The sequence below is a fragment of the Embleya sp. NPDC001921 genome, assembly GCF_053594475.1.
Genome location: NZ_JBSFEO010000071.1, coordinates 1 through 24501, shown reverse-complemented (window position 1 = coordinate 24501; position 24501 = coordinate 1). Strand labels below are relative to the sequence as shown.

The following is a 24501-nucleotide window of genomic DNA, read 5'->3' as shown; positions in this document are numbered from 1 at the left end:
TCTCAGACCCCCACCACGCGGATGCGGTGATCGCGAGACCGGCGACCCGCGACCCGCACCTCGATCGCGATCGCGATCGCGAGGTTCAACGCCGTCGGGGGCGCCCGTGCCACACGCGCGAATCAACGAAGTCCCCCACGTCGTCAATCCGGTTGCACCGGCTTCACCCGGCCGGGCGTGCGGGTCGTCGTCAACGCCCCGGGGCGACCGGGACGCGATCGTTGTCACCGAACAGGTAGGTGGACACCTGGGCTATGTAGAGGGCGAGTTGATCGGCGGTGTCGAAGGGGATGTACGTCAGGTCGTACCACTGCCGGACCGAGAGCGGACGTTCACGGAAGACGTGTCGGAGGCCGGTGTCGATGACGTTTCGGTAGTCGGGCCACGCCGTGGAAAACGTCTGCCGCAGCATGGCGATGTCATCCGCGGCTTCGACACCGAGAGGACCGGCGCAGAAGTGGACGAAGCGCCGGTCGATACCCGTGATGTCGAGCCCCAACTCGGACAGCGGGACCGTGGTCGGATCCACCCTGACGAACGGGTACGGGTACACGGTCGTGTTGGCGAGTTCCCGCCCGTTTCCGGGCCCGGTGCCCTCGGCCGCGAGCCCTGCACGGGTCGGTAGATGCCGTAGACCAAACCGCCGTCGGTGAAGTCCGCCTCGATGTAGTTGGCCGAACCGTCGGCGGCGTAGGGGTTTTCGGGGTCGATTCCGAACCCTCTGGCGTGCGAGGCCGCGTCCGGGCCCGAGCCGTAGACGGACGCGAAACGCACAATCGGAGCGAGATCGTGCCGTTCGACGGCCTCCCGGCGCAGGGCTTCCTCCGCCTCGACCAGTGCCGTCGACGAGCCGAACGCCGTGGCCCATGGCCCGCATCGACGTTGGGCAGCGGGTGCGAGGTGGTCGTTCAAGAGACTTCCCTGATCTGTGGCAACGCGCCGCCGTCCGACGGGCGCGTGGGTGGCGAAGGGTCAACCGTCCGGGACGGCCGTCGGCAAACGGCAAACGACAAAAGACAAACGGCGATCGACCGAAACGTGCAGCCCTGTTACGGAGGCCGCCCGGCATACTTCCTTGTCCGGTGGCTCTTTCCCGGATGGGCCCGACCGCCGAGCGCGGCGCTCACCACGTCATCGTTCGATCGGAGCCGCACTTTACTGATATTGCCCCAAGGCTGCACGCTGAAGGCCACTTTGCGCGGAAGGCCGCGAACCGACGCGGCGACGAGGCCGCGGCGCGTGGCCGCGGCCTCGTCGAAGGACGAGCGCCGGATGCCTATCGGGGTGCGTTCGGCGTCACGGGCAGGTCGGGTCACCGGGCTGGGCCGGGACGCTGACCGCGTTCCAGGCGGCCTTGGTCTTGTTGAACAGGCCGCAGGTGGAGTCGAGCGCCTTGGCGGACTTCAGGGTCGCGGTGCGGTACTTCTTGTAGGTCATGCCGCTCGTCTTGAGCAGCATGCCGCCGTAGAAGATCTTGCCCGCGGTCTGGATTCCCACGCCCGTGAGTTGCGTGTTGTTGCAGGTCGGGCTGGAGGGCTTGCCGCCACCGGGGTTCGTGCCCTCGGCGAGCAGGTAGAACCAGTGGTTCAAAGGCCCGGCCGCCGCGTGGGTCTCGGTGCCCGGGATCGAAGAGCTGTAGCAGTTCGGGTTGTTGCCGACCAGCGAGGGGTTGTACATGTTGCGTATCGGGCCGCTGCCGACCAGGTTGACCGTCTCGCCGACCAGGTAGTCCGGGCGGTCGTAGGGCGAGGGCTCGTTGGTGTACGCCTCGGTGAGCGCGCCGAAGATGTCGCCGGTGCCTTCACCCAGGCCGGCCTCGGCGCCGGCGCCGCCGGGAGTGAACTGGTCTATGCCGTGCCCGAATTCGTGGCCCACGACGTCCATGGACGCGATCCACTGGTTGCTCTGGTTGCGGCCGATCTGGACCTGCGAACCGGTCCAGTAGGCGTTGATCGCGGGGAGCCCGACCCGTACCGGCCAGCTTCCGCCGGTGCCGTTGTGACCGTTGCGACCGAGCCAGTCGCGGAGCATGTTCCATTCCTTCTGCGCGGCCCACAGGGCGTCGACGCAGCCGGTCTCCTTGCTGGTGGCGTTGCCGTTGCCCCAGGTGTCGGTGGCCTTGGTGAAGACGCCGCCGCTGTAGTCGGCGCAGGACAGGCCGGGCCGGGTGGTGTCGATCATCTTGTAGCTGCCGGCGCTGCCGCTGGTGTTGATCGTCAGCGGGTTGGGGCCGTTCCACTGGCTGGTGCCGGTGCCGCCCTTGACGTCGTCGTAGGAGTCGAGCACCTGCCCCGAGCGGGCGTCGACGAAGACGTGCAACCGGCTGGGCGCGCTCTCGGTGCTGCCGATCAGCACCGTCTCCCAGGCCAGGTTCGCGGAACCCTCCCGGACTCGTACGACCAGGCGTCGCGACTCGACCTCGTCGACGACCTTGAGTCGCGAACGCGAGACGTTCTCGGCCGCGCCTTTGCCGACGGTCGGCTTGACGGGGACGTCGATCCGCAGATCGGTGGCCGACTCGGCGGCCCGGACGGTGCCGTTGCCGTCGGCCAGCACCGCGGCGCTCGCGCCGACCACGGGCAGCCCGCGGTAGGTGCGCTCGTAGGCCACGGAGTACAGGTTGTCGACCCACGGGGTCACCTGCTGCCGCACGTAGCTCTCGTTGGGGCCCTTGGCCAGGACGTCCTGGCCGCTCGCGGCGGCCTTGTCGGCAGCGGCCACCGCCGCCGCCAAGCCGGGCGCGGGCGGAGGGGTCGCCGCGTTCGACTGGGACGTACCGACCACGAGGCCGGCGAGTAAGGCCAGGACCGACCCGACCGTCACCGTGCTGCGTTTCATCGAGGCTCCTTGGATAGAGGACAGACCTCGACCACGAGTCCGACTCTCGTCGGCTCCGCGGGGTGAGCGGGACCGACCGTCGAGTGCGTCGGATTCGTGCCCGAACGAACGAAACGCTCACACGGGCGCAAGTCGACCGTCAACGAATGTGATCGACGCGGCACATTCTGTCAACAACGCCACGCACGTCCCCGTCGAACGCGCGGGCCGCCTGCTCCCCGTCTCCGACAACCGGGCGCCCAAGAATGCGAGTTGACGCGAGTGGCGAAACGGGATGGGCGTGTTCGACCGGGCGCTGCCGTCCTGGGCCGGGAGGAGAAGGAGATCTTCGGGCGGGGCGGGAGTGACGCAGGGGATGTGGCGGGTCGGCGGTGTCGCGCTGGGGCCGGTGGCGTTCGAGTGTCGGTGACGTTCGGTTCTCGGTGGGTTTCGGGTGTCGGTGCCGCGCGGCACGGCGTACGGCGTGCGCGCCGGTGCGGGTGGTTCGGGCGTCGGTGCCGTGCGGCGCGGCGAACGGGCGTACGGGCGTGCGCGCCGGTGCGGGTGCTTCGGCATGTCCGGCGATGGGAGCGGGTGCGTGGGCGACACGGTGCGCGGGAAGCGGACGCCGCCCGCGCGCTGGAACACCTCGGGCCGCGCAAGGTCCGACGGCGTGCGGTGCGCGGTGGGCGGTGGGCGGTGGGCGCCGGACGGTGGCGTCGGTCACTCGGCGGGGTGTGACGCTTGGTGCCGGCGGTACTGGTGGTGCCGGTGGGGTTGGCGGTTCGGGGACGACGCAGATGAGGGCCCTGGTAGCGGGTTGTCGCGGGAGCGTTTACACACGGTTGCCCGTTGCGCGAAATCGAGGAATCTGCGCAAAGTCGACATTCTGCCCAGATCATGTCGCGCTGACACGCGTGACCCGTTGCCGATTCTTCCGGAGTTCGTGTGCCGAAGACCGTCCTGACGCTTCAGCCGTCCCTCGTCCGTCGTGTGCGGATCCCCGCGCTCCCCGGCGGGAAAGCCGCCCGCCGACTCCCGGCCCTGGCGGTGGTCGGTGCGCTCGCGCTGACCGTCGCCGCGTGTGGCTCCGGTGACGGCGCGGGACCTGCCAGGAGCGACAAGGCGGCGGTGGTACCCGTGGATCCGCCCACGACGACCGCCCCAAACCCGGCACCGGACGGCGCCGGGGCGCGCGGCGCGTCCCCCACCGGCCCGGCCGAAACGGCCGTCCCCGGCCCGTCGGGCCCACAGCCGTCGGCACCGACACCCTCGAACCCGCAGCCCTCCGCGCCGCCGACGGGCCCCGCGTCGAAGCCCCCCGGTGCTCCCTCGTCGGCCGCGACGCCCCATGGCTCCGACCGCGCCGCACCGGCCGGCCCGCCCGCGCCGGCGGCGAACAGGGCCGCGGACATACCCCCGCCACTCGTGTCCACGGGCATCGTACGGAGCACCACGGACCCCGGTCACCGCACGGTCGCGCTCACCTTCGACGACGGTCCCGACCCGCGGTGGACTCCGCGGGTGCTCGCGCTGCTCGACGAGTACGACGTCAAGGCCACCTTCTGCATGGTCGGCCCCAACGCCTCGCGCCACCCCGACCTGGTGCGCCGTGTGGTCGCCGCCGGCCATCGACTGTGCGACCACTCGGTCACGCACGACGAGCAGATCGACAAGCGGTCGACCCCGCGAGTCGAGCACGAGATCGTCTCCGCGCGCGACGAGATCACCCGGGCCGCCCCCGGCCACGACGTCGACTGGTTCCGCGCGCCCGGCGGCGCGTGGTCGCCGACCGTGCGCCAAATGTCGGCCGCGTACGGCATGAAGCCGCTCGGCTGGTCGGTCGACACCCGCGACTGGGAGAAGCCCGGCGTCGACAAGATCCTCGACAACGTGCGCCGTGAGCTGCGCCCCGGCGGTGTGGTCCTCATGCACGACGCGGGCGGCGACCGCACCCAGAGCGTCGAAGCGCTCGCGCGGCTTTTGCCGTGGCTGAAGGCCGAGGGCTACCGATTCGCGTTCCCGGGCTGACACGACCGCGCCCCGGCCCGACCCCGCGCGGCGGAGCTGTGCGGGAACGGGGGGCCGGTGCTCGGGCGGGCATTGCTGTCCTGGGCCGGGGAGAGGACGAGGTGGCCGGGTGAGGTCGGATCTCGGCGCGCGACCACACGTCCTGGGAGAGCGGGCCCGTACGGCAGCCCGACCATCGAGGGAACGCCGAATCTTCCGAGCGTCCCGCGGGGGCGGCGTCGCTGCCTGACCGACGAGGCGCTGCGCTCTCGCCGGCCGATGGATGGCGGGAACCCCGGACGGCCGGCCGGGCGTTGGGGGTGTGGACCGGATCGCCCACGTCGGCGTGGGAACGGCGCAGACCGAGGAGGGCGCGATGCCCCGGCGACACGTCGCCGTTCGTCGTCGCCTCGTCGGCTCTCCCGTCACGGGCCGCAGCCACGCGAATCCCTGCGCTCGACGGGGTTTTCGGCGCGGCGGATGGCTTGCGGCGTTGGTCGCCCTCGCCCTCGCGTTGCTCGGCGCGGTGGCTTCCCCCGCGTCCGCGCGCGCGGTCGCGGTACCCGATCTCGACCACGTCTCGGTCTCCGCGCCCACCACCGCCGATCCGGGGCACGTGCGCGACGTCGCGGACGAGGCGACCCGCGACGTGCGACGCGGCCCCCCGGCGCCGTTCGCCGCCCGCGAGTTGCCCCATGAGCGGCACCAACTCCACCACTCCCACGACGCGGCGCTCGTGGGACACACGTTCGCGCTCCTGCCACCCGCAGGGCGTCGAACCGGCGCGGTCGCTGCGCATGCCGATCCGTCGCTGCGCCGTTTCGCGCTTCCGCCGGGTCGCGCTCCACCGTCTCCCCGGGCTTCAGAGCGTCCCTGAGTCCGATCGCCGCGCGCCGACCACCGGCCGCGGTGTTTCCGTGGAGACCATCCTTGCCGCGTGCCACCAAGGTGCGGGCGTTTTTCGCCCTCGCCATCCTCGTCATGTCCACCTACATCGCCGCGACCATGCCCCCTCGCCTCGGCCTCGACCTGCGCGGCGGCACCCAGATCGTCTTGGAGACCCGAGACTCGCCCACCGCGAAAGCCGACCGCGACGCCACCGATCGAGCCCTGGAGGTACTGCGTCGTCGCGTCGACGCGCTCGGCGTCTCCGAACCCAACCTGGTCCGCTCGGGCGAGCGCCGGATCATCGTCGAACTACCCGGTGTGCAGGAGCCGCGCCGGGCCGCCGAGGTGCTCGGCCGAACCGCACAACTCACCATTCATCCCGTTCTCGAGGTCGCCGACGCGACGGAGGCCACGGCCTCACCCGACGCCGGGGGACGACAGGTACTGCCGGACGAGTCCGGCCGGATGCTGAGGCTGGACGCTCCCCGGATGACCGGAGCCGACGTCGACAGGGCCGAGGCCCTCCTGGAGCCGGCCGGTGGCGGCTGGCACGTTGCGCTCGACCTGCGCGGTCGGGGCGAACGAGCCTGGGCCGAGCTGACCGGGGACGCCGCGTGCGCGCCCTCGGGCACGCCCGCGCGGCGCGTGGCGATCGTCTTGGACGGCAAGGTCGTCTCGTCGCCGCAGGTCGACCCGTCGGTCGGCTGCGATACCGGAATCCTCGGCGGATCCACCCGCATCACCGGCGACTTCGACAAACGCGAGGCCCGCGAGTTGGCGCTGCTGCTCAACGGCGGCGCGCTGCCGGTGCCGGTCGAGACGGTCGAACACCGCACCGTGGGACCCACGCTGGGCGAGCAGGCCATCGAGGCCGGCACCTGGGCCGCGATCATCGGCGCCGCGCTGACCGCCTTGTTCATCGCGTGCGTGTACCGCCTGCTCGGCGTACTCGCCGCAGTGGCCCTGGCCTGCTACGGGCTGATCGCGTACGCCGCCCTGGTCGGCCTGGGCGCCACCCTCACCCTGCCCGGACTCGCCGGATTCGTACTGGCCGTCGGCATGGCGGTCGACGCCAACGTGCTGGTGTTCGAACGGGCCCGCGAGGAGTACCTCGCACGGACCGCACCGGCCCTGCGTCCGTCGCTGACCCGGGGCTTTCGCAACGCGTTCACCGCCGTCGCCGACTCGAACGTGACCACCCTGATCGCGGCCGGCCTGCTGTTCTTCCTGGCCACCGGTCCGGTGCGCGGGTTCGGGGTGACGCTGGGCATCGGCGTGCTCGCGTCGATGGTCAGCGCACTGGTGGTCACCCGGGTCCTGGCCGAGTTCGCCGTGAGCCGGGCGGCGGTACGACGCCGGCCTCGGATCAGCGGCATCGCACACGCGGGCCCGGTGCGCGAGTGGCTGGCCCGACGCGATCCGCACCTGATGCGGCACCGCCGGCGCATGCTCGCCGTCTCCGGCGTGCTCGCGCTGGGGCTTGCGGTGTCGGGCGTGGCGGTACGCGGCGTCGACTTCGGTGTGGAGTTCACCGGCGGCCGGCTCGTGGAGTACTCGACCACGCGGTCGGTCGATCCGGACCGGGCCCGGTCGGCACTCGCCGACGCCGGATTCCCCAAGGCCGTCGTGCAGGCGTCGGGCGATCGCGAGCTCACCGTACGCACGGGAAAACCGACCGACGCCCAGGAGGCGCGGATCACCGCGACGGTCGGCGAACTCGGCCACGGAGCGCGGAAGGTGCGCGACGAGTTCATCGGTCCGAGCCTGGGCAAGGAGTTGCGGCTCAACGCCGTGATCGCCCTGGCAGTCGCGCTCGCCGCCCAACTGGCCTACCTCGCGGTGCGGTTCCGCTGGACCTTCGGGGTGGCCGCGGTCGTCTCCATGGCGCACGACGTGCTGATCCTGGTGGGCGCCTTCGCGTGGCTGGGGCGCACCGTCGACGCGGTGTTCCTGGCCGCGCTGCTCACCGTGATCGGCTACTCGGTCAACGACTCCGTCGTCGTCTTCGACCGGATCCGCGAACTACGCCGCACACCCGCGCACGGCAAGCGCTCGCTCGCCCGGATCACCGACACGGCGGTGGTCCAAACCCTGCCGCGCACCGTCAATACCGGTTCCGGCGCGTTGTTCGTCCTGGTCGCGCTGGCGGTGTTGGGCGGCGACTCACTGGCCGACTTCGCGTTGGCGTTGCTGATCGGCGTGGTGGCCGGCACCGGCTCCACGGTGAGCGTCGCCGCCCCTCTGGCCGTCGTGTTGGAGTCACGCGCGACGCCTTCGCCGCCACGCGCGGCCCGATCCCGAACCTCGCCCGACCATCACGGCCACGGCGTCCGCCGCCCCGGCCGCGCGCCGCGCGACAACGGCGCACGCGTCTGATCCACCGTGTGCGCCAAGTCGGCGCGACTCGGTGGCGTTCGCCGTCGAAATCGGGACAGGCCACAACCGCCGCGCGCCTCGACCGTCGTCCCGATCTCAGCGGTACCGCAACGCCCCCGTCGCCGTGTGGCCCGCTCCCTGCCGGAATCGAAACGAGGCCTGCCGTCCGTTGTGCAGGGAGCATTCGACGCGCGCCGGCGGATCGAACTCGGTGAAACACGGTGTCCGCAGCCGAAACGTCGTCGGCCGCAACAGTTCGCCGTCGCTCGCCAGCGCGATCGCCTGCCGGGCGGCTTCGACGAGCACCATCCCGGGGATGTGGTCGCCGGCGTGGTCGAAGAAGAACGGATGCAGGTGGTCGGCGGGGTCCAGTTCCAGGGCGCCGTCCCCGCTGTGCGCGAGCAGGACGTCGCGGGCCAGGATCGCGTCCACCGCCTCCGGCCTCGGCCTGCGGGGACTCGGCCGGGGTGCCCGCGCCCCGGCCGAGTCCCCGCGCAAAGCCGCATACGTGCCCGCGTCCAGGAATCGCGCGTTGCCGCCCGCGCGCGCGAAGGTCGTCCCGCCGGCCGAGAGGTGGACGCGCATCCGCATTCCCCGAAGTCCGCGCCCGTCGCGCGTGGGCCGCAAGTCGTCGACTTCGGCCAAACAGGTGATTTCGGTGGCGCCGCTGCGCAAACGCGGCTCCGTGGCGACATCTACGCCGTAATAAAGGTCCTTGATCAGAAAGTGCGATTCGAGGGGCACGGAGAAGAACTGCGACGGGATGAAGATCCCCAGTTGACGTAGCGTTTCCACGACCATCAGCCGGCTGTGTCCGCCGTCGCCGGCCGGAGGGAATGTGGGATGCGAGCGAGGCCACTGGGCCGCGGCCAGAAAGGTCGTCTCCCCGAGACGGACCACATCGGTCAGCAACACCTCGGCCACCGAAGCCCGGTGTACCGACTCCCGTGCCACGGTGCGCGACCAACTCAGCTGTCTCGCCGACAGGCCCGAAGACGCTGCGCGGCCACCGAACGTCGTCATGGATACAAGCAGAACCCAGCGACCCGGAAGGTGCATGTCGTCTTCTCGCCAGGGCTCTCGCGGCGTGTAACGCGCCCTGGGAAGTGCGGCGATTCCGCTTCCGAGCGATGTCGTGTCGCGTCCGTTGTGCGGCACCATGAGCCGAAACGGCACTAGTTTCTACGCAGGCATCCGAGCTGGAGGTGGCACGTGCAGGCACGGGCAGGAGCGACTCGCCGATCCCTTCTGGAGACGGCGGCCCGCCTGTTCCACGAGCGAGGGTTCGCCGGGACGAGCATCAGCGATATCGGCAACGCCTCGGGACTCACCAGCGGTGCCATCTATTTCCATTTCACCAACAAGGACGCCCTGGCCCGGGCGATCGTCGAAGCCCACTTCGCCACCTGGCCGGAGCTCATCGAAGGGCAAGTCCCGGCGGGCGCCCCCGCGTTGGAAGGCCTGGTGCGGCTCAGTTTCGCGGTGGCCCGCGCCTATCGCGACGATCCCGTGGTCCGTGGCGGCGCACGGTTGTGGGCAGAGCGCTACGCCATCGACGCGAGCCTGCCGCCCCCCTTCGTGGACTGGATCGCCGCCGTCCGCGCCCTGCTGGACCGCGCGCGAGAGGAGCGCGATCTCGCGGACCGCGTCGATCCGGAGACGGCGGCCCGCTCGATCATCCACGCCTTCTTCGGCATGCACACCGTCTCCGACGCGCTCTCCGGCCGCGCCGACATCGAGGACGACCTGACCGATCTCTGGCGCCTGCTCCTGCCGGCCCTGCTCGCCGATCCCCGGCGTGACGAGGACATCCTGACCCGAGCCCTGGCGGGTACGACGGGCGGCCCCGGATTCGCCCCGAGGGTTGGCGCGGACGCCGAATAGCCACGGGTTCGAGGCGTCGGGCGCCCGGAGCCGGCGGGTCGTCCGCGCTCGCCCACACCTGTGTCGACATCGAACGCAACACGCTGCAAAGCGTCATTGATTGATTACATATAGTATTCAATCTAACGTAATGATCGTTATGTTTCGGGTCGGCGCCGCTCACGGACGCCCCTGCGGGGGCGGGCCCACAACGCCGTCTCGGGACCTCGCGCGGGCATCTCGGGGGCCCGCTCCCTCTCGATCGGACGGCCCCATCGATGACAGGCAATACCCTCCTCACCTGGACCCCGGCAGCCATCGTCTTCGACTGCGACGGAACCCTGCTGGACAGCGAATGCCACTGGGAAGAAGCGCGGGATCTCGTGCTTCGCGGCTACGGGGTCACGACCCCGGCCGACTTCGGTGAACGCACCAAGGGTCTGCACTTCACCGAATGCGGGCGGGTCATGGCCGAAGTGGTGGGCCTGCCCACCGCCCATGCGGACCAGGTGACGGGACAACTCCTCGAACATTTCCGCAAGTTGGTCGCGGCGCATCCCGTGACGATTCCCGGCGCGGCCGAGTTCGTACGCCTGGCCTCGCATTTCGCACCCCTGGCGGTAGCCAGCAACTGCCCCCGTGACGTGGTGGAATCGGGCCTGACACACGCCGGACTGCTCCCCCGCTTCGTCGACGTCGTGGTCCCGGACGCGAGCCTGCGCCCCAAGCCCGATCCGGACGTCTACCTCGCGGCCACCCGAGCCTGTGGCGCCACTCCGGCCGTCACCCTGGCGGTGGAGGACTCGTACTGCGGCATCCTCTCCGCGACGCGGGCGGGGTTGCGCGTCCTGGGCGTGGGTGCCGATCCTCGCGACGAGGAATTGGCCCTCGCCGACATGTGGGTGACCACACTGGCCGACGCCGACCTCCTGCATTGGGCGAAAACGCGCGAGAGCCTGTCGGAGTCGTGTGTGCCCGCCGCGGGCCGGGGAGTCCGGGCGACGGAAGCGGTCGTGGTCTCGTGACGGCGCGGCGGGGCCACCGACACGACCCGTGACCCCGCCGCGACGGCGCGGAAACCGCCGGCGCCGCCACCGACGACCGTGGCGGCGCCGACCTCCCGCCCCACACGAGGCGTGCGGGGGCCGCCCCGGGAGGATCCGGCTGCGCGGGGAGGATCCGGCTGCGCGCGCCCCGCCCGCGTACGATCCGTCACCCTCCTCCGGGTCCGACGCTCCCCGTCCCTCCGACACGCCCCGTCCCGGAATGGGTCAGTGAACGCGTCTCGCGGGCGATCTCGATGTCCTCGCGGGCGGTGACCACGAGCGTTCGAACCGCGTTCGCGTCGGCACTCACGTCGGCGTCGCCGTGGGCTTCGCTGTTGACACGCGGGTCCAGGCGCACGCCCAGGAAGGCGAGTTCGCCGACGGCGTCGGCCCGGATCGCGTCGTCGTGTTCACCGACTCCACCGGTGAAGGCGAGGACGTCCAGGCCGCCCATCGCGGCGGCCATCGCGGCGATCTTGGTGCGGAGCCGGTAGCCGTAGACGCGGCGGGCGAACCGGGCGGGCAGATCGCCCGCCTCCGCCGCGGCGCGAATGGCCCGCATGTCGCCTCCGTGGCCGGCGAGCGCGGCAAGACCGGCGCCGTGCTCGAGCACCTCTTCGAGTTCGTCGACGGTGATGCCCTGTCGTCGCTGGAGCCACACGATCAGACCGGGATCCACATCACCGGCCCTGGTCGCCATCACGAGTCCTTCGGCGGGGGTGAAGCCCATGGTGGTGTCGACCGACTCGCCCGCGCGCACGGCGGCCACCGACGCGCCCGCGCCCAGATGACAACTCACCACGCGGGCCGAGGCCGAGTCGATTCCCGCCAGCTCGCACGCACGGCGGGCGGCGTACGCGTGGGACAGGCCATGGAAGCCGTAGCGGCGCACGCCCCATTGCGTACGCCACGCGTCGGGCAGGGCGTAGGTACTCGCCTCCGACGGCATGGTGCGGTGGAAGGCCGTGTCGAAGCAGGCCACGGCGGGCGTGCCCGGCAGTGCCCGGCGGACGGCGTCGATGCCCGCGAGGGCCCGGCTCTGGTGCAACGGGGCAAGCGGGGCCAGCCCCGCGATCCGCGCGAACACGTCCGGATCCAGCAGGGTCGGACCGGTGAAGTCCGCTCCGCCGTGGACGACGCGGTGTCCGACGGCGTCGACGGGCCCGGCGCCGCGCAGGAACGCGGAGACGGCGCCGTCCGGGATGGCGTCCGCACACTCGATGGTCGACGCGCACACGAGCGTGTCGTGCGGGTCGAGCACGGACAGTTTCACCGTCGACGATCCCGCGTTGACGACGAGGACTCGCTCTTCACTCATGCCTGTCCATTCCCCTGTGATCGTCTCGGTGCACCGACGGCGGGCGCGGTCGTCCCCGCCGGTGACGCGCGTTTCGACAGGGCCGTTCGGCCCTGTCCGGTCGACCGCAAGGGTCGGTATCCGGTCCCGGACGGCGCCGGGAACGGCGGGTACCCGTCGTTCTTCCCATACCCGCTCAATCGGCGATCAGGACCGCGGCGCCGCGGACGCGATCGGCCGCGAGATCCGCGAGCGCCTGGTCGGCCCGGCTCATCGGGTAGCGCGTGGTCGTCACCTGGAGGTCGATCTCCGTCGCCGGCCGGAGGAACTCGACGCCGTCGCGCCGGGTGTTGGCGGTGACGCTGCGCAGGTTGCGTTCGTGGAACAGGTGCCGTTGGTAGTTCAGCGGCGGAATGTCGGACAGGTGGATGCCGGCGACGGTGCCGGACCGGTCGAGCGCGGCCAGGGCGGCCGGTACGACCTCGCCGACCGGTGCGAACACGACGGCGGAGTCGAGTGGTTCGGGTGGCGGGTCGTAGGTGTCTGCCGCGGACGCGGCGCCGAGTTCCAGGGCCGGGCGGGCCTGTTCGGACCGGGTCATGACGTGGACGGAGGCACCGCGCGCGAGCGCCACCTGAGCGGTGAGGTGGGCTAACGCGCCGAAGCCGTAGATGCCCAGCCTGCCACCGGGCGGCAGATCGGCGCGCGGCAGGGCGCGGTAGCCGATGATGCCCGCGCACAACAGCGGCGCCACGTGCTCGGCGTCGCGGTCGACGGGCAGGGCGTAGGCGTAGTCCTCGGGTGCCAGGGCCCGGTCGGCGAACCCGCCGTCCGCGTCCCAACCGGTATATGTGGAGTCGGGACACAGGTTCTCCGCGCCGGCCCGGCAGTATCGACAGCGGCCACAGGTGTGGCGCAGCCACGCGATGCCCACCCGATCGCCGGGTGCGAAGCGCCCGGAGCCCGCGCCGACGATCTCGACTTCGCCGACCACTTCGTGTCCGGGAACCGTGTTCGCTCCGTGTGGCGCCAGGTCGCCCTCCGCGAGGTGCAGGTCGGTCCGGCAGACACCGCAGGCTTCCATCCGTACCAGGATTTCGCCCGGGTCCGGTTGCGCCGGTTCGCGGTCGACAAGTGCGAGGGGATGGGTGTCGATCGGCCCGGGGCGGGTCACTGCCCACGCGCGTCCCGCGCGCCCGCTCGGCGAGGTGTCGACGCTCATGTCATCGTCCCAAACGGTGAGGCGAGTGGGGCTCGGCCGTCCCGCCGAGCGCCTTCGGCATTCACCATCGCGCGCGCGAACAACGGACCACAGGGCCGAGTGGCGTCCCCCATAGGGCCGAACGGCCCTGCCCGCCGCCGGGCGGCGAGAGCAGAGTCGGGCGAGAGAGCCGGCGCATCGAGTCGGCTCGCCCGGAAGGGCGTGCACCATGATCGGCCCGGCCGCGCCACCCCATCGCCCGGGGAAGCGGCCGGGCTGCCGTCCACCACGCCGATGGGTCGTTGGGAGATCGACATGACCAAGGCATTCCTGAGCCCCGCCGACCTGCGGTATCTGGCCGCCGCGGCCGGTGCCGCACCCTCGCTTCACAACAGCCAACCGTGGTTCTTCCGGCCCACGATCGACGGCTGCGGCATCGAGGTCCACCCGGACCGCACACGCGCGGTTCCGCTCACCGACCCCGATGCCAGGGCCATGTACATCTCCCTCGGGGCGGCCGTGTTCAACCTGCGCGTCGCCGCCGCACACCTGGGCCGGGACCCGCTGGTGACGCTCATGCCCCGGGACGCCGATCCGCCGCCGGCGGCCGTGCTCGACGTGAGCCGCCCCGCGCCCGCTCCTCTTCCCTACGGCCCGGACCTGTACCCGGCGATCGCCCGACGGCACTCCAGTCGTCTACCGTTCGCCAACCGAGACGTTCCGGAGCGCATCGTCGGCGAACTCATCGCGGCCGCCGACGCGGAGGACGTGGTCCTGGCCGTGCTGGAGGAGGCCGACGCGCGCCGCGTCCTGAACCTGACGGCCGAGGCCGAACGCCGAACCGCCGCGGACCTCGCGCGACAGGCGGAGACACGGGCGTGGCTGCGCCTGGAGGAACCCGCGGCCGACGGCATCCCACAGGAGGCCCTCGGCCCCCAGGATCACGACGCCCGGGTTCCGGTCCGCGCCTTCACCGGCCACCCGCCTGTTCCTCCCACCTCGACGCGGCGTTTCGAGGCACTACCCCAAGTGGCAACCCTCACCACCCACTTCGATCGCCCGCAGGACTGGCTGCGCACAGGCCAGGCGCTGCAGCGGGCATGGCTGGTGGCGACCATCCACGACCTGCGCGTGTCGGTCCTTCACCAGGCCGTGGAATGGGCCGACACCCGCGCGAACCTTCGCGATCCGCAGACCGGTCCCGGCTACGTCCAGATGGTGTTGCGGATGGGGTACGGGCCGCCCGGAGCTCCCACCCCTCGGCGCCCCGTGGCGGAGACACTCGTCGATCCGGCCGACGCCGGTGCCGACGCGTCGGCGTGACCGGAACCGGTGAGGGGACGCGACCTCCCGTCGCCTCGAACGGGCACCCCGCGCGTGCTCGGCGCGAGCGCGGGAACGAGCGGAGTTCGGGCGGCAATACGTGACAACACGAGAGGAAGATCATGACGATGGCAATTCCCGAGGATCCGGACCTGACGACGGTCGACGCGTGGTGGCGCGCGGCGAACTACCTCGCGGTGGGCCAGATCTACCTGAGCGGCAATCCGCTCCTGACCGAACCGCTGCGCCCCGACCAGATCAAGCCGCGCCTGCTCGGGCACTGGGGCACCTCCCCCGGCCTGAACCTGATCTACGCCCACCTGAACCGGGTGATCCGCGAACGCGGCACGCACGCCCTGCACGTCACCGGTCCCGGCCACGGCGGCCCGTCCGCACTCGCCGCGTCGTGGCTGGACGGCACCTACAGCGAGCGCTACCCGAACGTGCCCCGCGACGCGGCCGGTATGGTCACGCTGTTCCGCCAGTTCTCCTACCCGGGCGGCGTGCCGAGCCACATCGCCCCCGGCGTGCCGGGCTCCATCCACGAGGGCGGAGAACTCGGCTACAGCCTTTCGCACGCGTTCGGCGCCGCCTTCGACAACCCCGATCTGGTCGTCGCGTGTGTGATCGGCGACGGCGAGGCCGAGACCGGACCGCTCGCCGCCGCCTGGCACGGCACCAAGTTCCTCAGCCCGCGCACCGACGGCGCGGTGTTGCCGATCCTGCACCTGAACGGCTGGAAGATCGCCAACCCGACCCTGTTCGCCCGGATGCCGCGTGCGGAGCTGGACGCGCTGCTCACCGGCTACGGGTGGCGCCCCATCCACGTCGAAGGCGACGAACCCGCCCGCGTACACGCGGCGTTCGCCGCCGCACTGGACGAGGCGCTCGACGACATCACCCGGCTCGAGGCGACCGCGCAGGGGCGCCCGAGGTGGCCGATGCTCATCCTGCGCACCCCCAAGGGCTGGACCGGACCGGCCACCGTGGACGACCTGCCCGTCGAGGGCACCTGGCGCTCGCACCAGGTCCCGCTGACCGGTGTCCGCGAGAACCCGGAGCACCTGGCCCTGCTCGAGGCGTGGATGCGCTCCTATCGCCCGGACGAACTCTTCGACCGGGACGGCCGGCCCACCCCGATCGTGCTCGCCAACGTGCCCGCCGGCGACACCCGCCTGGGCGCGGTGCCCGAGGCCAACGGGGGCACCCTGCTGCGGGATCTGCCGCTGCCCGACGCGAACGCCTTCGCCGTCAAGGTGGTCGAACCCGGCGCGTCCTGTTCGGAGCCCACCCGGGTGCTGGGCGACTACCTGCGCGAGGTCTTCGCCCGCACGGCGACCCGTCGCGACTTCCGCCTGTTCGGACCGGACGAGACCGAGTCCAATCGGCTCGGCGCCGTCTACGGCGCGACCGCCAAGGCCTGGCAGGAACCCGTCACCGACCTCGACACCCACCTGGCGCCGGACGGCCGAGTCGTGGAGATCCTCTCCGAGCACACCTGCCAGGGCATGCTCGAGGGCTATCTCCTGACCGGGCGGCACGGCGTCTTCTCCTGCTACGAGGCGTTCACCCACATCGTGTCCTCGATGTTCAACCAGCACGCCAAATGGCTGCACGCCTGTCGCGAGATCGGCTGGCGCCCGCCGATCGCCTCGCTCAACTACCTGCTCACCTCTCACGTGTGGCGCCAGGACCAGAACGGCTTCTCGCACCAGGACCCCGGCTTCGTCGACAACGTGATCAACAAACGGCCCGAGGTCGTCCGCGTGTACCTTCCGCCGGACAGCAACACCCTGCTGTCGGTGGGCGATCACGTACTGCGCAGTCGCGGCCTGGTCAATGTGATCGTCGCCGGCAAGACGCCCAACCCCGACTGGCTCACCATGGACGAGGCGGTCCTGCACTGCGCCCGCGGGGCCGGGGTCTGGGAATGGGCCTCCAACGACGACGGCGACCCGCAGGTGGTCCTGGCCTGCGCGGGCGACGTGCCCACCCTGGAGACCCTCGCCGCCGTCGACCTGCTCCGCCGACACCTGCCGGAGCTGCGGGTGCGCGTGGTCAACGTGGTCGACCTGATGCGGCTGACCCCTGAGAGCGAACACCCGCACGGCATGCCCGACACGGAGTACGACGCCCTGTTCGGCACCGATGTGCCGGTCGTCTTCGCCTACCACGGCTACCCCTGGCTGATCCACCGCCTCGCCTACCGCCGCCACAACCACGACAACCTGCACGTGCGCGGATACAAGGAGTACGGCACCACGACGACCCCGTTCGACATGGTCGTGCTCAACGACATGGACCGCTACCAGCGGGTGATCGACGTGATCGACCGTGTCCCGGGCCTGGGTTCGCGCGCCGCGACGGTACGCCAGGCGATGCTCGACGCCCGCACCCGCCACCGCGCCTGGATCCTCGAACACGGCGAGGACATGCCCGAGGTACGCGACTGGGTCTGGCCGACCGACACCACCGGTCGGCCTTGATCCGTCGGCGGCGGAGGTAACCGCCCACCGCCCCGCCCCACACGAGACAGTGAACACCTTGCCGTGAACAGTCGGGCCGGGACCCCCTCATCCGTCCCCGTCACCGACCGGGGTCCATCCGAGATCGAGGCCGCGGTGGGCGTCCTCGTCGTCGATGCCGCCAAGGCACCGGCCGCCTGCGACGCGTTCACCCGGGAGCAGGTCGACCACATCGTCCTGCCGGAGACCCACCTCTTCGGCGGGCCCGCGGGGACGGGTCGCGGATCGTGGCGGAGCCGGCGACCGGGGACGCGGTCGCCGTCCGGCTTCACCCGATCCGAGGGCCGCCGGGGTCCGCACGATCGCGGTCTCGCCCGCCCCCTCCAGAGCCTCGCTCAGGAGTTCGGTGGGCGAACGGGATCTGTCGGGCCACTCGCTCGGGTCCATCAGTCGGGCCGCGACCCGGGGTGACACCTGCGGCGGCACCACGAGAAGTTCCCTGAAGGGGGCGATCAGCGAGAAGAGTTCGATCCGGTGAGGGTCCTGTCCGGCCACGAATCCGCCCCAGCGCACCACGCGGCCGAGCCGGGCGATCCGGAACGGTCGAGGTGTACCGGGCCACAGGCTCCGATCGAGCGTCGCGCGCGAATACGAACCCACACGTTCCATCCCCGTGAACAACGCGGCGAGTTCCTCGACCGTCGCCCTCGAGCGAGGCCACCACGCGCCGTCCAACTCGTGACTGTTGCCGCCCGGATGGGGAAAGAGTGACAAACGCGCTGCGGGAGCCGTATCGCTCACTGCCACGGTCAACACGGAAGACCTGCCTACCCGACCGGCACGGCCACCCTCCGGGGCGACACGAGTGTCGGCACCCTCTCGATATCGCTCGTCACCTCAACGGTAGCCGTGTGTGTGACGGGACGAAACTCCGTGGGTGGCGGGACGACGGGAGCGAGTCCGAGAGGCAGCCGCCTCCCCGGACGTCGCGCTCGCGTCGCCGGCCATCACGATCGCCGGTACCGCCGGCCGTCACGATCGCCGGCGGCACCGCGAACAGCGTCGGGACCGTCGACAAGAGCATCGAACGGACGCGCACGACATCACGGCGCCGGCACATCGGCCCGCGCTCCATGAGGGCTCGGACCCATCGCCCCAGCACTTCGCGCCTGCACCGCACTCACGGCGTCACGGCGTCGCGCCGTTGCGGCGTCACGGCGTCGCCGCATTCACGCCGTTCACGGCCTTGTGCGGGGAATCGGCACGACCGCCACCGGACAGGACGCGTGGTGGAGCACCGCGTGCGTGGTGGGGCCCAGGCGCATCGGGAAGGGTCCATGCGCCCGGTGGGCGGCGACCACCAACAGATCCGCGTGTGCGGAGACGCCGATCAGGGCGTAGGCGGGGGCGCCGGTCGTGACGATCGCCTCGATCGCGACATCCGGTGCCCGTGCCCGGATCGGGTCCAGGATTTCGGCCAGGAGGTGGTCGTGGGTTGCCGCCGCGTCCAGCGGGTCCCCGAGCAGCGGCGCGACCACACCGGGGCAGTAGCCGGCCATCGCGAGTGTCCACACGTGTACGGGGACCACCCTGCCGCCGATGCGGCGGGCCCGCTCGACCGCGAACTCGACCGCGGGCGCGTCGCTGTGATCGGCGATGCCCACCACGACGCTCGGGGTGTCCACGTCGTCGGCCGCCTCGGGTACGACCACCACGGGGCAGCTCGTGTGGGCGCACACGCGCAGGGACACCGATCCGAGCAGCAGCCCGGCGAAGCCGCCGAGGCCTCGGCTGCCGACCACGATCAGCTCGGCCCCTCGACCCGCTTCCAGGATCGCGTTCGCCGCCGGACCCTCGACCAGCGATGTCTCGACCGCCAGGTGCGGGTGGGCGGCGCGGCTGCGGTCCGCTGCCTGCTTCAACAGGGCGTGGGCACCTTCACGGACCTCCGCCGAGCGGCCGTGTCGGCCGAGAGCAGTCGCGGGAATGGCCATCGCCAGGCGCAGCGGCGTCTTCGCCTCGGCGGCGGCGCGGGCGCCCCAGGCGAGCGCGCGTTCTCCGCCGGGCGAGCCGTCGTAGCCGATCAGGACGCCGAGGCCGGGAAGGTGGGTTCCGGTGCTCATGAGCTTGTCCATTCGTCGTGTTCCGACGACTCGGGCGGCGGCGGGGCCGGTACCGCGAGATCCGATCGACCCCGCACTCTCAGCGTGCTCGCACGCCGTCGGCGGGCACAGGGCCGCCCGGACCCGGGGCCCGGGACCTTCGGCCCGGTCCACCACCCCCACCGGCCCTGTGTCCGGGGCCGCGGAGGTTCGATCGTGGAGACACGGTGAACCGCGCGATCGCGGACCCGGACACACAGGAGGCGAGCGCGATGAGGCCGAGCAGCGAAACCGCCCCGGGAAACGGTTCCACCACGCACGCGAACGCGTCCGTGGGTGAGCGCGGCGTGGCCGACGTGATGAGTACGGCCTTGCTCACCGTCGCGGGCGACGAATCCCTGTTGATGGCCTGGGAGCTGATCCAGCGCACCGGCTTCCACCACCTTCCCGTCGTGAACGAGGACGGGCGCTGCGTGGGGCTGCTGGAGCGGGGCGACCTGGCGGTGGCATGCGCTCTCCCGGCGATCTCGCTGTCCGAGCGTTATGTGGGCGACCTCCTGCCCGGCGGTTCCCAGCCGCACGTGCCGGTCACCGCTCGACTCGCCGAGGTGGCCGACGTGATGACCGAGCACGCGGTCGACGCACTCGCGGTCACGGACGACGACGACACGATGGTCGGCCTGGTGACGGCCCGCGATCTGGTCTCGGCACTCGCCGGACGCAAGCCCGCACACGGCCCCAGGGACCACGGACCGGTGCTCTTCCGATTGGAACCGGTACTTCCCCCGACCCGCCACGCCTGATCGGCCCGCCGACCCGCCACGCCTGATCGGCCCGCCCGAACGTCGCCGTTCGGCACCCGATGTCCCGGCCCGGAGGCCTGACGGGTGTGGTCGGCGGTTCGGCGCGGGCGCGCTTTTCCACATCGGCCGTCCGTCGCCGCCGATGCGCAGCTCGTTCGGTGGCTTCGGCGTGCGGGACGTGAGCGCCGTCCTCGCCGATCGCGCCCAGCGCCGACTCGCACCGACATGGTGGCCCGAGCTTGCGGACGGCCATGACATCCAGCCCCCGGGTCGGTGGTGGTCGGCCCGGGGACATCGGTGGGCGTGGGGGTCGCCTCGGGCCGGTCACGGCCTCAGGTCCGGTGCCGATCGGTGCCCTGGTGCAGTTCGGTCGCGTAGACGGCGGCCTGGACTCGGCGCTCCAGGCCGAGTTTGTTCAGCACCGCCGATACGTAGTTCTTGATGGTCTTTTCCGCCAGGCCGAGGCTTTCGGCGATCTCGCGGTTCGTCTGGCCCTGCGCGATGTGCTCCAGCACCTGCTGCTCGCGCTCGCTGAGTCCGGGCGGACCCGGCTCGGCCGCGGGCCCCTTGCGTACGCGTTCCAGGACGCGGGTGGTCACCGCGGGGTCCAGCAGGGATTGGCCGGCCGCCACCGCGCGCACGGCCGCGATCAGGTCCTGCCCGCGGACCTGCTTGAGCACGTATCCCGCCGCCCCGGCCATGATCGCCGCGAACAGCGCGTCCTCGTCGTCGTAGGAGGTCAGGATCAGCGCGTTGATCTCCGGGAAGCGGGACCGCACCTCGCGGCACACGTCGATGCCGCTCCCGTCGGGCAGTCGCCCGTCCAGGATCGCGACGTCCGGGCGCAACGCGGGGATGCGCCGTGTGGCCTCGGCGGCGGAACCCGACTCGCCCACGATCTCGATGTCGGGTTCGCCGCCGAGCAGGTCGGCGAGGCCCCTGCGGACCACCTCGTGGTCGTCGAGCAGGAACACGCGGATGGGCGCTGTCGACACGGCCCTCCTCCGGAGGTAGTCGTACCTTCATTCATTCTCGAACGTCGAAGACGCCCGCGCCTGTCACCGTATCGGGCGGTGCGGCCCGACGAGGACGGTCGACCGAGCGCGGCCGGTCGGGACGCCGAGCGCGCTGCCGACGTCGACGACCGGCGGCGCGTCGCGGCGGTGCTCGGGCAACCAGGGCCGCCGGGCCCGCGAGGGCCCGTCGGCGATCGGCATCACGATGGTGTTCATCCGGCGAAGAGGAGACGCGCGGGGCGTGCTTTGACACGATGGCCGGAGAAGGGTTTCGACAAGTTGTGACCGACCGTGGGAGGGGTTGTGGCGTCGGACGAGCGACCGGCACTGCCGCGTTTGCGCTTGGACGAGCTGCTGGACGAGCTCCAGGCCCATGTGGAAGTGGTCCGTGCGACCCGGGATCGGGTGAACGGGCTGCTGGAGGCCGTCCTGTCGGTGGGCAGCGACCTGGACCTGGAGACCGTGCTGCGGCGGATCGTGGAGTCGGCGGTGACCCTGGTGGACGCCGAGTACGGCGCCCTGGGAGTCATCGGCGACGAGGAGCGGCTCGCGCGGTTCCTGCCGGTGGGCATGGATCCGGCGACCATCCTGAAGATCGGTCCCTTCCCCACCGGGCGCGGCATCCTGGGGCTGATCATCCGCGACCCGCATCCGCTGCGCCTGCACGACCTGTCCGAGCACCCGGACTCGTTCGGGTTCCCTCCGGGGCATCCGCCGATGAACACCTTCGTGGGGGTGCCGATCCGCATCCGCGACACCGTGTTCGGCAACCTGTACCTGACCGAGAAAAGCGGCGGTGCGGACTTCGACGAGGACGACGAGGCGGTCCTGCGCACCCTCGCGGCGGCCGCGGGTGTGGCCATCGACAACGCCCGCCTGTACGACGACGTCCGCCGCCGCGAACGTTGGCTCGCGGCGAGTTCGGATCTGACCCGCAGCCTGCTTTCCGGCGACGCCCCCGCCGACGTGCTGCGCTCGTTCACCGCGACCATCCGGGACATGGCCGACGCGGATCTGGTCACCCTGGCCGTGCCGGTGCCCGGAACCGACGACCTGGCCGTGGAGGCCGCTTCGGGGCCCTTGGCGGACCGCGTCCGCGGACTGGTCCTGTCCGGCGAGAGCACCCTGATGGGCAAGGTGTTCAGCTCCGGCGAGACGATCGTCAGCCCCGACATCGGCCACGATCCGGGCGCGGTGGTGGCCACCGCCGCGGGAACCGACCTCGGTTCGGCGTTCCTGCTGCCGTTGGGCACCCACGAGCGCATCCGCGGCGTACTCCAGGTCGCCAACCGAGTGGAGCGGCCACAGTTGTCGGACGCGGTGGTGCGCATGGTCGCGGGGTTCGCCGACCACGCGGCCCTGGCCCTGGAGATCGCGGAACAGCGCCGCGACGCCGAACTGTTGACCGTACTGCAGGACCGCGACCGCATCGCCCGGGACCTGCACGACCTGGCCATCCAACGCCTGTTCGCCACCGGCATGACCCTCCAGAGCGCGACCCGCTTCATCGACCACCCCGAAGCACTGGAACGGGTCGAATCGGCGGTGGACGCGCTGGACGACACGATCAAGGTGATCAGGTCGACGATCTTCTCCCTCAAGGCCCGCGGTCGTGACGCGGGCACGGGGCTGCGTTCGCGCTGCCTGCGCGAGGTGGACGCGGTCGCCGAAATGCTGGGTTGCGCTCCCACGCTGCGCGTCGACGGCCTGCTGGACACCCTGGTGGCCGAGCCGATCGCCGCCCAGGTGATCGCGGTGCTGCGCGAAGCGCTGGCGAACGCGGCCCGTCACGCCCACGCGAGCCGCGTGGAGGTGCACGTCGAGGCGGACGACAAGCACGTGCGGGTACGGGTGCGCGACGACGGCGTGGGCCCGCCGGCGTCCCCGACCCGCGACAGCGGGTTGGGGAACATGCGCGAGCGGGCCGAATCCCTCGGTGGCACCTGCTCGTTCGGGCCCGCCCCGCAGGGCGGCGCCCTGCTCGACTGGCGGGTCCCGCTGGGTTGACGTCGGGAGAGGCCGCCGCCGATGGCGAACAGGCGTGGTTCCAGGTCACCTCCGAATTCGTCACCGGCCGTCTGATGCCACGTGCGGCGGCCGTCCCCTCCCCGGGCCGTCGGCCGGGGCGCGGAACGCTGTTCATCCGGCCCCGGGCGCCGCGTGGTGCTACCTGAACAGGCGGTCGCCGCTGTTGGCCATGCGGTGGGTGCCGCCGTGTGCGTTCACCCAGTCACGGACCATCTTGACGGCGTTGCCGCATTGCCAGTTGTTGTCGTAGTCGCGCACCCCCGTGTAGGCCCCGTAGCCCGCGATGATGCCGTCCACGCGTGCGTCGCCCAGGAGTTTGTCGACGTACCACGGATCGTTGTAGGTGGTCGTCCAGGACAGTGTGGCCGCCAACCGCCCGGCGGCGCGGTCCGCGGCGCCCTTCTTCAATTCGGCGCACGTGTTCCAGGTGGCCTCGGTGCAGTTGCCGAACCCCTTGGTGATGTCGCTGTCGCCGTAGTCCATCGCCCGCCGGCCGGCCGGGAATCCGGAACCGGATCGGTCGAAGACGCTTCGGACCTGATCGCGGGTCCCGGTCGTGGTGATGCCCTCCAGCGGGCCCAGCCTGCCCTCCAGGCTCTTCCAGCCGCGGCCGCCGACGTCCGGGGTGCTGCCGCCGTGGTACTCGTAGAAACCGTAGAGCACCTGGATCCCGGCAGCGGTCAGCCGCTGCGCCTTGTCGCGCAGGCCGGCGACGCTGCACGTGCGGTTCGGCGCCTCCCCGCAGTAGTTCGGGTCCTTGATGTCCAGCCAGACCAGCGACAGCCGGCGTCCCGCGTTGGCGTGGGAGAGGATGCGGTCGATCATGCTGTCGAAGCTGGGACCCAGCCGGTTCTCGCCGGCGGAGGAACAGTCGTGCCAGGCACGCCACTCGTTCGGATTCCACCAGGCACAGACGTCGACCTCGATGGCGTTGGCACCGTGGTTGATCGCGGCGTCCACGCCGTCCAGGGTGTCGACCCGATGCGCGATGGCATAGATCGCCTGACGCTGATCGGCCGCCGCCGCCGGAGTCGTACCGAGCAAGGTGGTGGCAACGAGCCCGCACAGGGCCACCATCAGCGCCGATAACATCCGTGGGCGGGTTACACGCCGTAGGTGAGTGGTCAAGAGGCTACTCCTTCATATCGGTGTCCCGAGGCGCACGACCATGCGATCGTCGACGCCCGCGCCGGGCGTGGGGGGGGGGTGGGGGGGACGAAGACAGGCGTCGGCGCCCGCGGGGCGGGGAGATAGGAAGAGAGAGGG

The 24501-nt window shown here is 71.4% G+C and carries 17 protein-coding genes and 1 pseudogene; 8 read left to right on the top strand and 10 right to left on the bottom strand.

The genetic code is table 11. The features are described from left to right. Positions 1–190: 190 nt before the first annotated feature. Together ACWCPW_RS47170 and ACWCPW_RS47165 are read right to left on the bottom strand one after the other, a co-directional pair. Positions 191–529: a hypothetical protein gene (locus ACWCPW_RS47170; protein WP_449767810.1), complete on the bottom strand. Its 339-nt coding sequence runs from the start codon at positions 527–529 to the stop codon at positions 191–193. 773 nt (positions 530–1302) lie between these two features. Then, positions 1303–2823: pseudogene (locus ACWCPW_RS47165) on the bottom strand (M4 family metallopeptidase); the annotation flags it as partial. Positions 2824–4245: 1422 nt separating this feature from the next. Between ACWCPW_RS47165 and ACWCPW_RS47160 the strand changes: the two are divergent. Together ACWCPW_RS47160 and secD are read left to right on the top strand one after the other, a co-directional pair. Beyond that, positions 4246–4848 carry a polysaccharide deacetylase family protein gene (locus ACWCPW_RS47160; protein WP_449767809.1) on the top strand — a complete coding sequence of 201 codons (603 nt, stop codon included), beginning with the start codon at positions 4246–4248 and terminating at the stop codon, positions 4846–4848. Between the two features lie 960 nt (positions 4849–5808). Then, the gene (secD, locus tag ACWCPW_RS47155; protein WP_449767825.1) at positions 5809–8091 is read left to right on the top strand and encodes a protein translocase subunit SecD; all 2283 of its coding nucleotides are present in this window, start codon (positions 5809–5811) and stop codon (positions 8089–8091) included. A 96-nt stretch (positions 8092–8187) separates the two neighbouring features. Here secD and ACWCPW_RS47150 read toward each other — a convergent pair whose 3' ends face one another. Further along, positions 8188–9252, bottom strand: coding sequence for a ScbA/BarX family gamma-butyrolactone biosynthesis protein (locus tag ACWCPW_RS47150; RefSeq protein WP_449767808.1), 1065 nt, complete (start codon positions 9250–9252; stop codon positions 8188–8190). Positions 9253–9303: 51 nt separating this feature from the next. Here ACWCPW_RS47150 and ACWCPW_RS47145 point away from each other — a divergent pair, with 51 nt between their 5' ends. Together ACWCPW_RS47145 and ACWCPW_RS47140 are read left to right on the top strand one after the other, a co-directional pair. Next, on the top strand, positions 9304–9975 hold the full coding sequence (locus ACWCPW_RS47145; RefSeq protein ID WP_449767807.1) for a ScbR family autoregulator-binding transcription factor: 672 nt from the start codon (positions 9304–9306) through the stop codon (positions 9973–9975). Between the two features lie 257 nt (positions 9976–10232). After that, the gene (locus ACWCPW_RS47140) at positions 10233–10979 is read left to right on the top strand and encodes an HAD family hydrolase (protein WP_449767806.1); all 747 of its coding nucleotides are present in this window, start codon (positions 10233–10235) and stop codon (positions 10977–10979) included. 187 nt (positions 10980–11166) lie between these two features. Here ACWCPW_RS47140 and ACWCPW_RS47135 read toward each other — a convergent pair whose 3' ends face one another. Then, positions 11167–12318 (bottom strand): acetate/propionate family kinase, encoded by a 1152-nt coding sequence (locus ACWCPW_RS47135; RefSeq protein WP_449767805.1) that lies wholly within the window; start codon positions 12316–12318, stop codon positions 11167–11169. 175 nt (positions 12319–12493) lie between these two features. Continuing rightward, entirely contained in the window at positions 12494–13519 is a 1026-nt protein-coding gene (locus tag ACWCPW_RS47130) for a zinc-dependent alcohol dehydrogenase family protein (RefSeq protein ID WP_449767804.1), read from the bottom strand. A gap of 294 nt (positions 13520–13813) precedes the next feature. Here ACWCPW_RS47130 and ACWCPW_RS47125 point away from each other — a divergent pair, with 294 nt between their 5' ends. Together ACWCPW_RS47125 and ACWCPW_RS47120 are read left to right on the top strand one after the other, a co-directional pair. Continuing rightward, positions 13814–14821, top strand: coding sequence for an Acg family FMN-binding oxidoreductase (locus tag ACWCPW_RS47125; RefSeq protein ID WP_449767803.1), 1008 nt, complete (start codon positions 13814–13816; stop codon positions 14819–14821). A 122-nt stretch (positions 14822–14943) separates the two neighbouring features. After that, on the top strand, positions 14944–17307 hold the full coding sequence (locus ACWCPW_RS47120) for a phosphoketolase family protein (RefSeq protein ID WP_449767802.1): 2364 nt from the start codon (positions 14944–14946) through the stop codon (positions 17305–17307). 87 nt (positions 17308–17394) lie between these two features. Here ACWCPW_RS47120 and ACWCPW_RS47115 read toward each other — a convergent pair whose 3' ends face one another. Continuing rightward, positions 17395–18087 carry a DUF5994 family protein gene (locus ACWCPW_RS47115; RefSeq protein ID WP_449767824.1) on the bottom strand — a complete coding sequence of 231 codons (693 nt, stop codon included), beginning with the start codon at positions 18085–18087 and terminating at the stop codon, positions 17395–17397. A gap of 437 nt (positions 18088–18524) precedes the next feature. Then, a complete protein-coding gene (locus ACWCPW_RS47110; RefSeq protein ID WP_449767801.1) occupies positions 18525–19409 on the bottom strand; it encodes a universal stress protein in 885 nt (294 codons plus the stop codon). 206 nt (positions 19410–19615) lie between these two features. On the opposite strand from ACWCPW_RS47110, the gene ACWCPW_RS47105 reads away from it, so the two are divergent. Next, a complete protein-coding gene (locus ACWCPW_RS47105) occupies positions 19616–20191 on the top strand; it encodes a CBS domain-containing protein (protein WP_449767800.1) in 576 nt (191 codons plus the stop codon). Between the two features lie 332 nt (positions 20192–20523). On the opposite strand, the gene ACWCPW_RS47100 is transcribed toward ACWCPW_RS47105, so the two are convergent. After that, a complete protein-coding gene (locus ACWCPW_RS47100) occupies positions 20524–21186 on the bottom strand; it encodes a response regulator (protein WP_449767799.1) in 663 nt (220 codons plus the stop codon). A 63-nt stretch (positions 21187–21249) separates the two neighbouring features. After that, positions 21250–21423: a hypothetical protein gene (locus tag ACWCPW_RS47095; RefSeq protein ID WP_449767798.1), complete on the bottom strand. Its 174-nt coding sequence runs from the start codon at positions 21421–21423 to the stop codon at positions 21250–21252. A gap of 87 nt (positions 21424–21510) precedes the next feature. Here ACWCPW_RS47095 and ACWCPW_RS47090 point away from each other — a divergent pair, with 87 nt between their 5' ends. After that, complete coding sequence (locus ACWCPW_RS47090; RefSeq protein ID WP_449767797.1) at positions 21511–23214, top strand: GAF domain-containing protein; 1704 nt, start codon at positions 21511–21513, stop codon at positions 23212–23214. A 159-nt stretch (positions 23215–23373) separates the two neighbouring features. Here the strand turns inward: ACWCPW_RS47090 and ACWCPW_RS47085 are convergent, their stop codons facing one another. Further along, positions 23374–24327, bottom strand: a complete 954-nt coding sequence (locus ACWCPW_RS47085) for a phospholipase (protein WP_449767796.1) — start codon at positions 24325–24327, stop codon at positions 23374–23376. Positions 24328–24501: the final 174 nt, after the last annotated feature.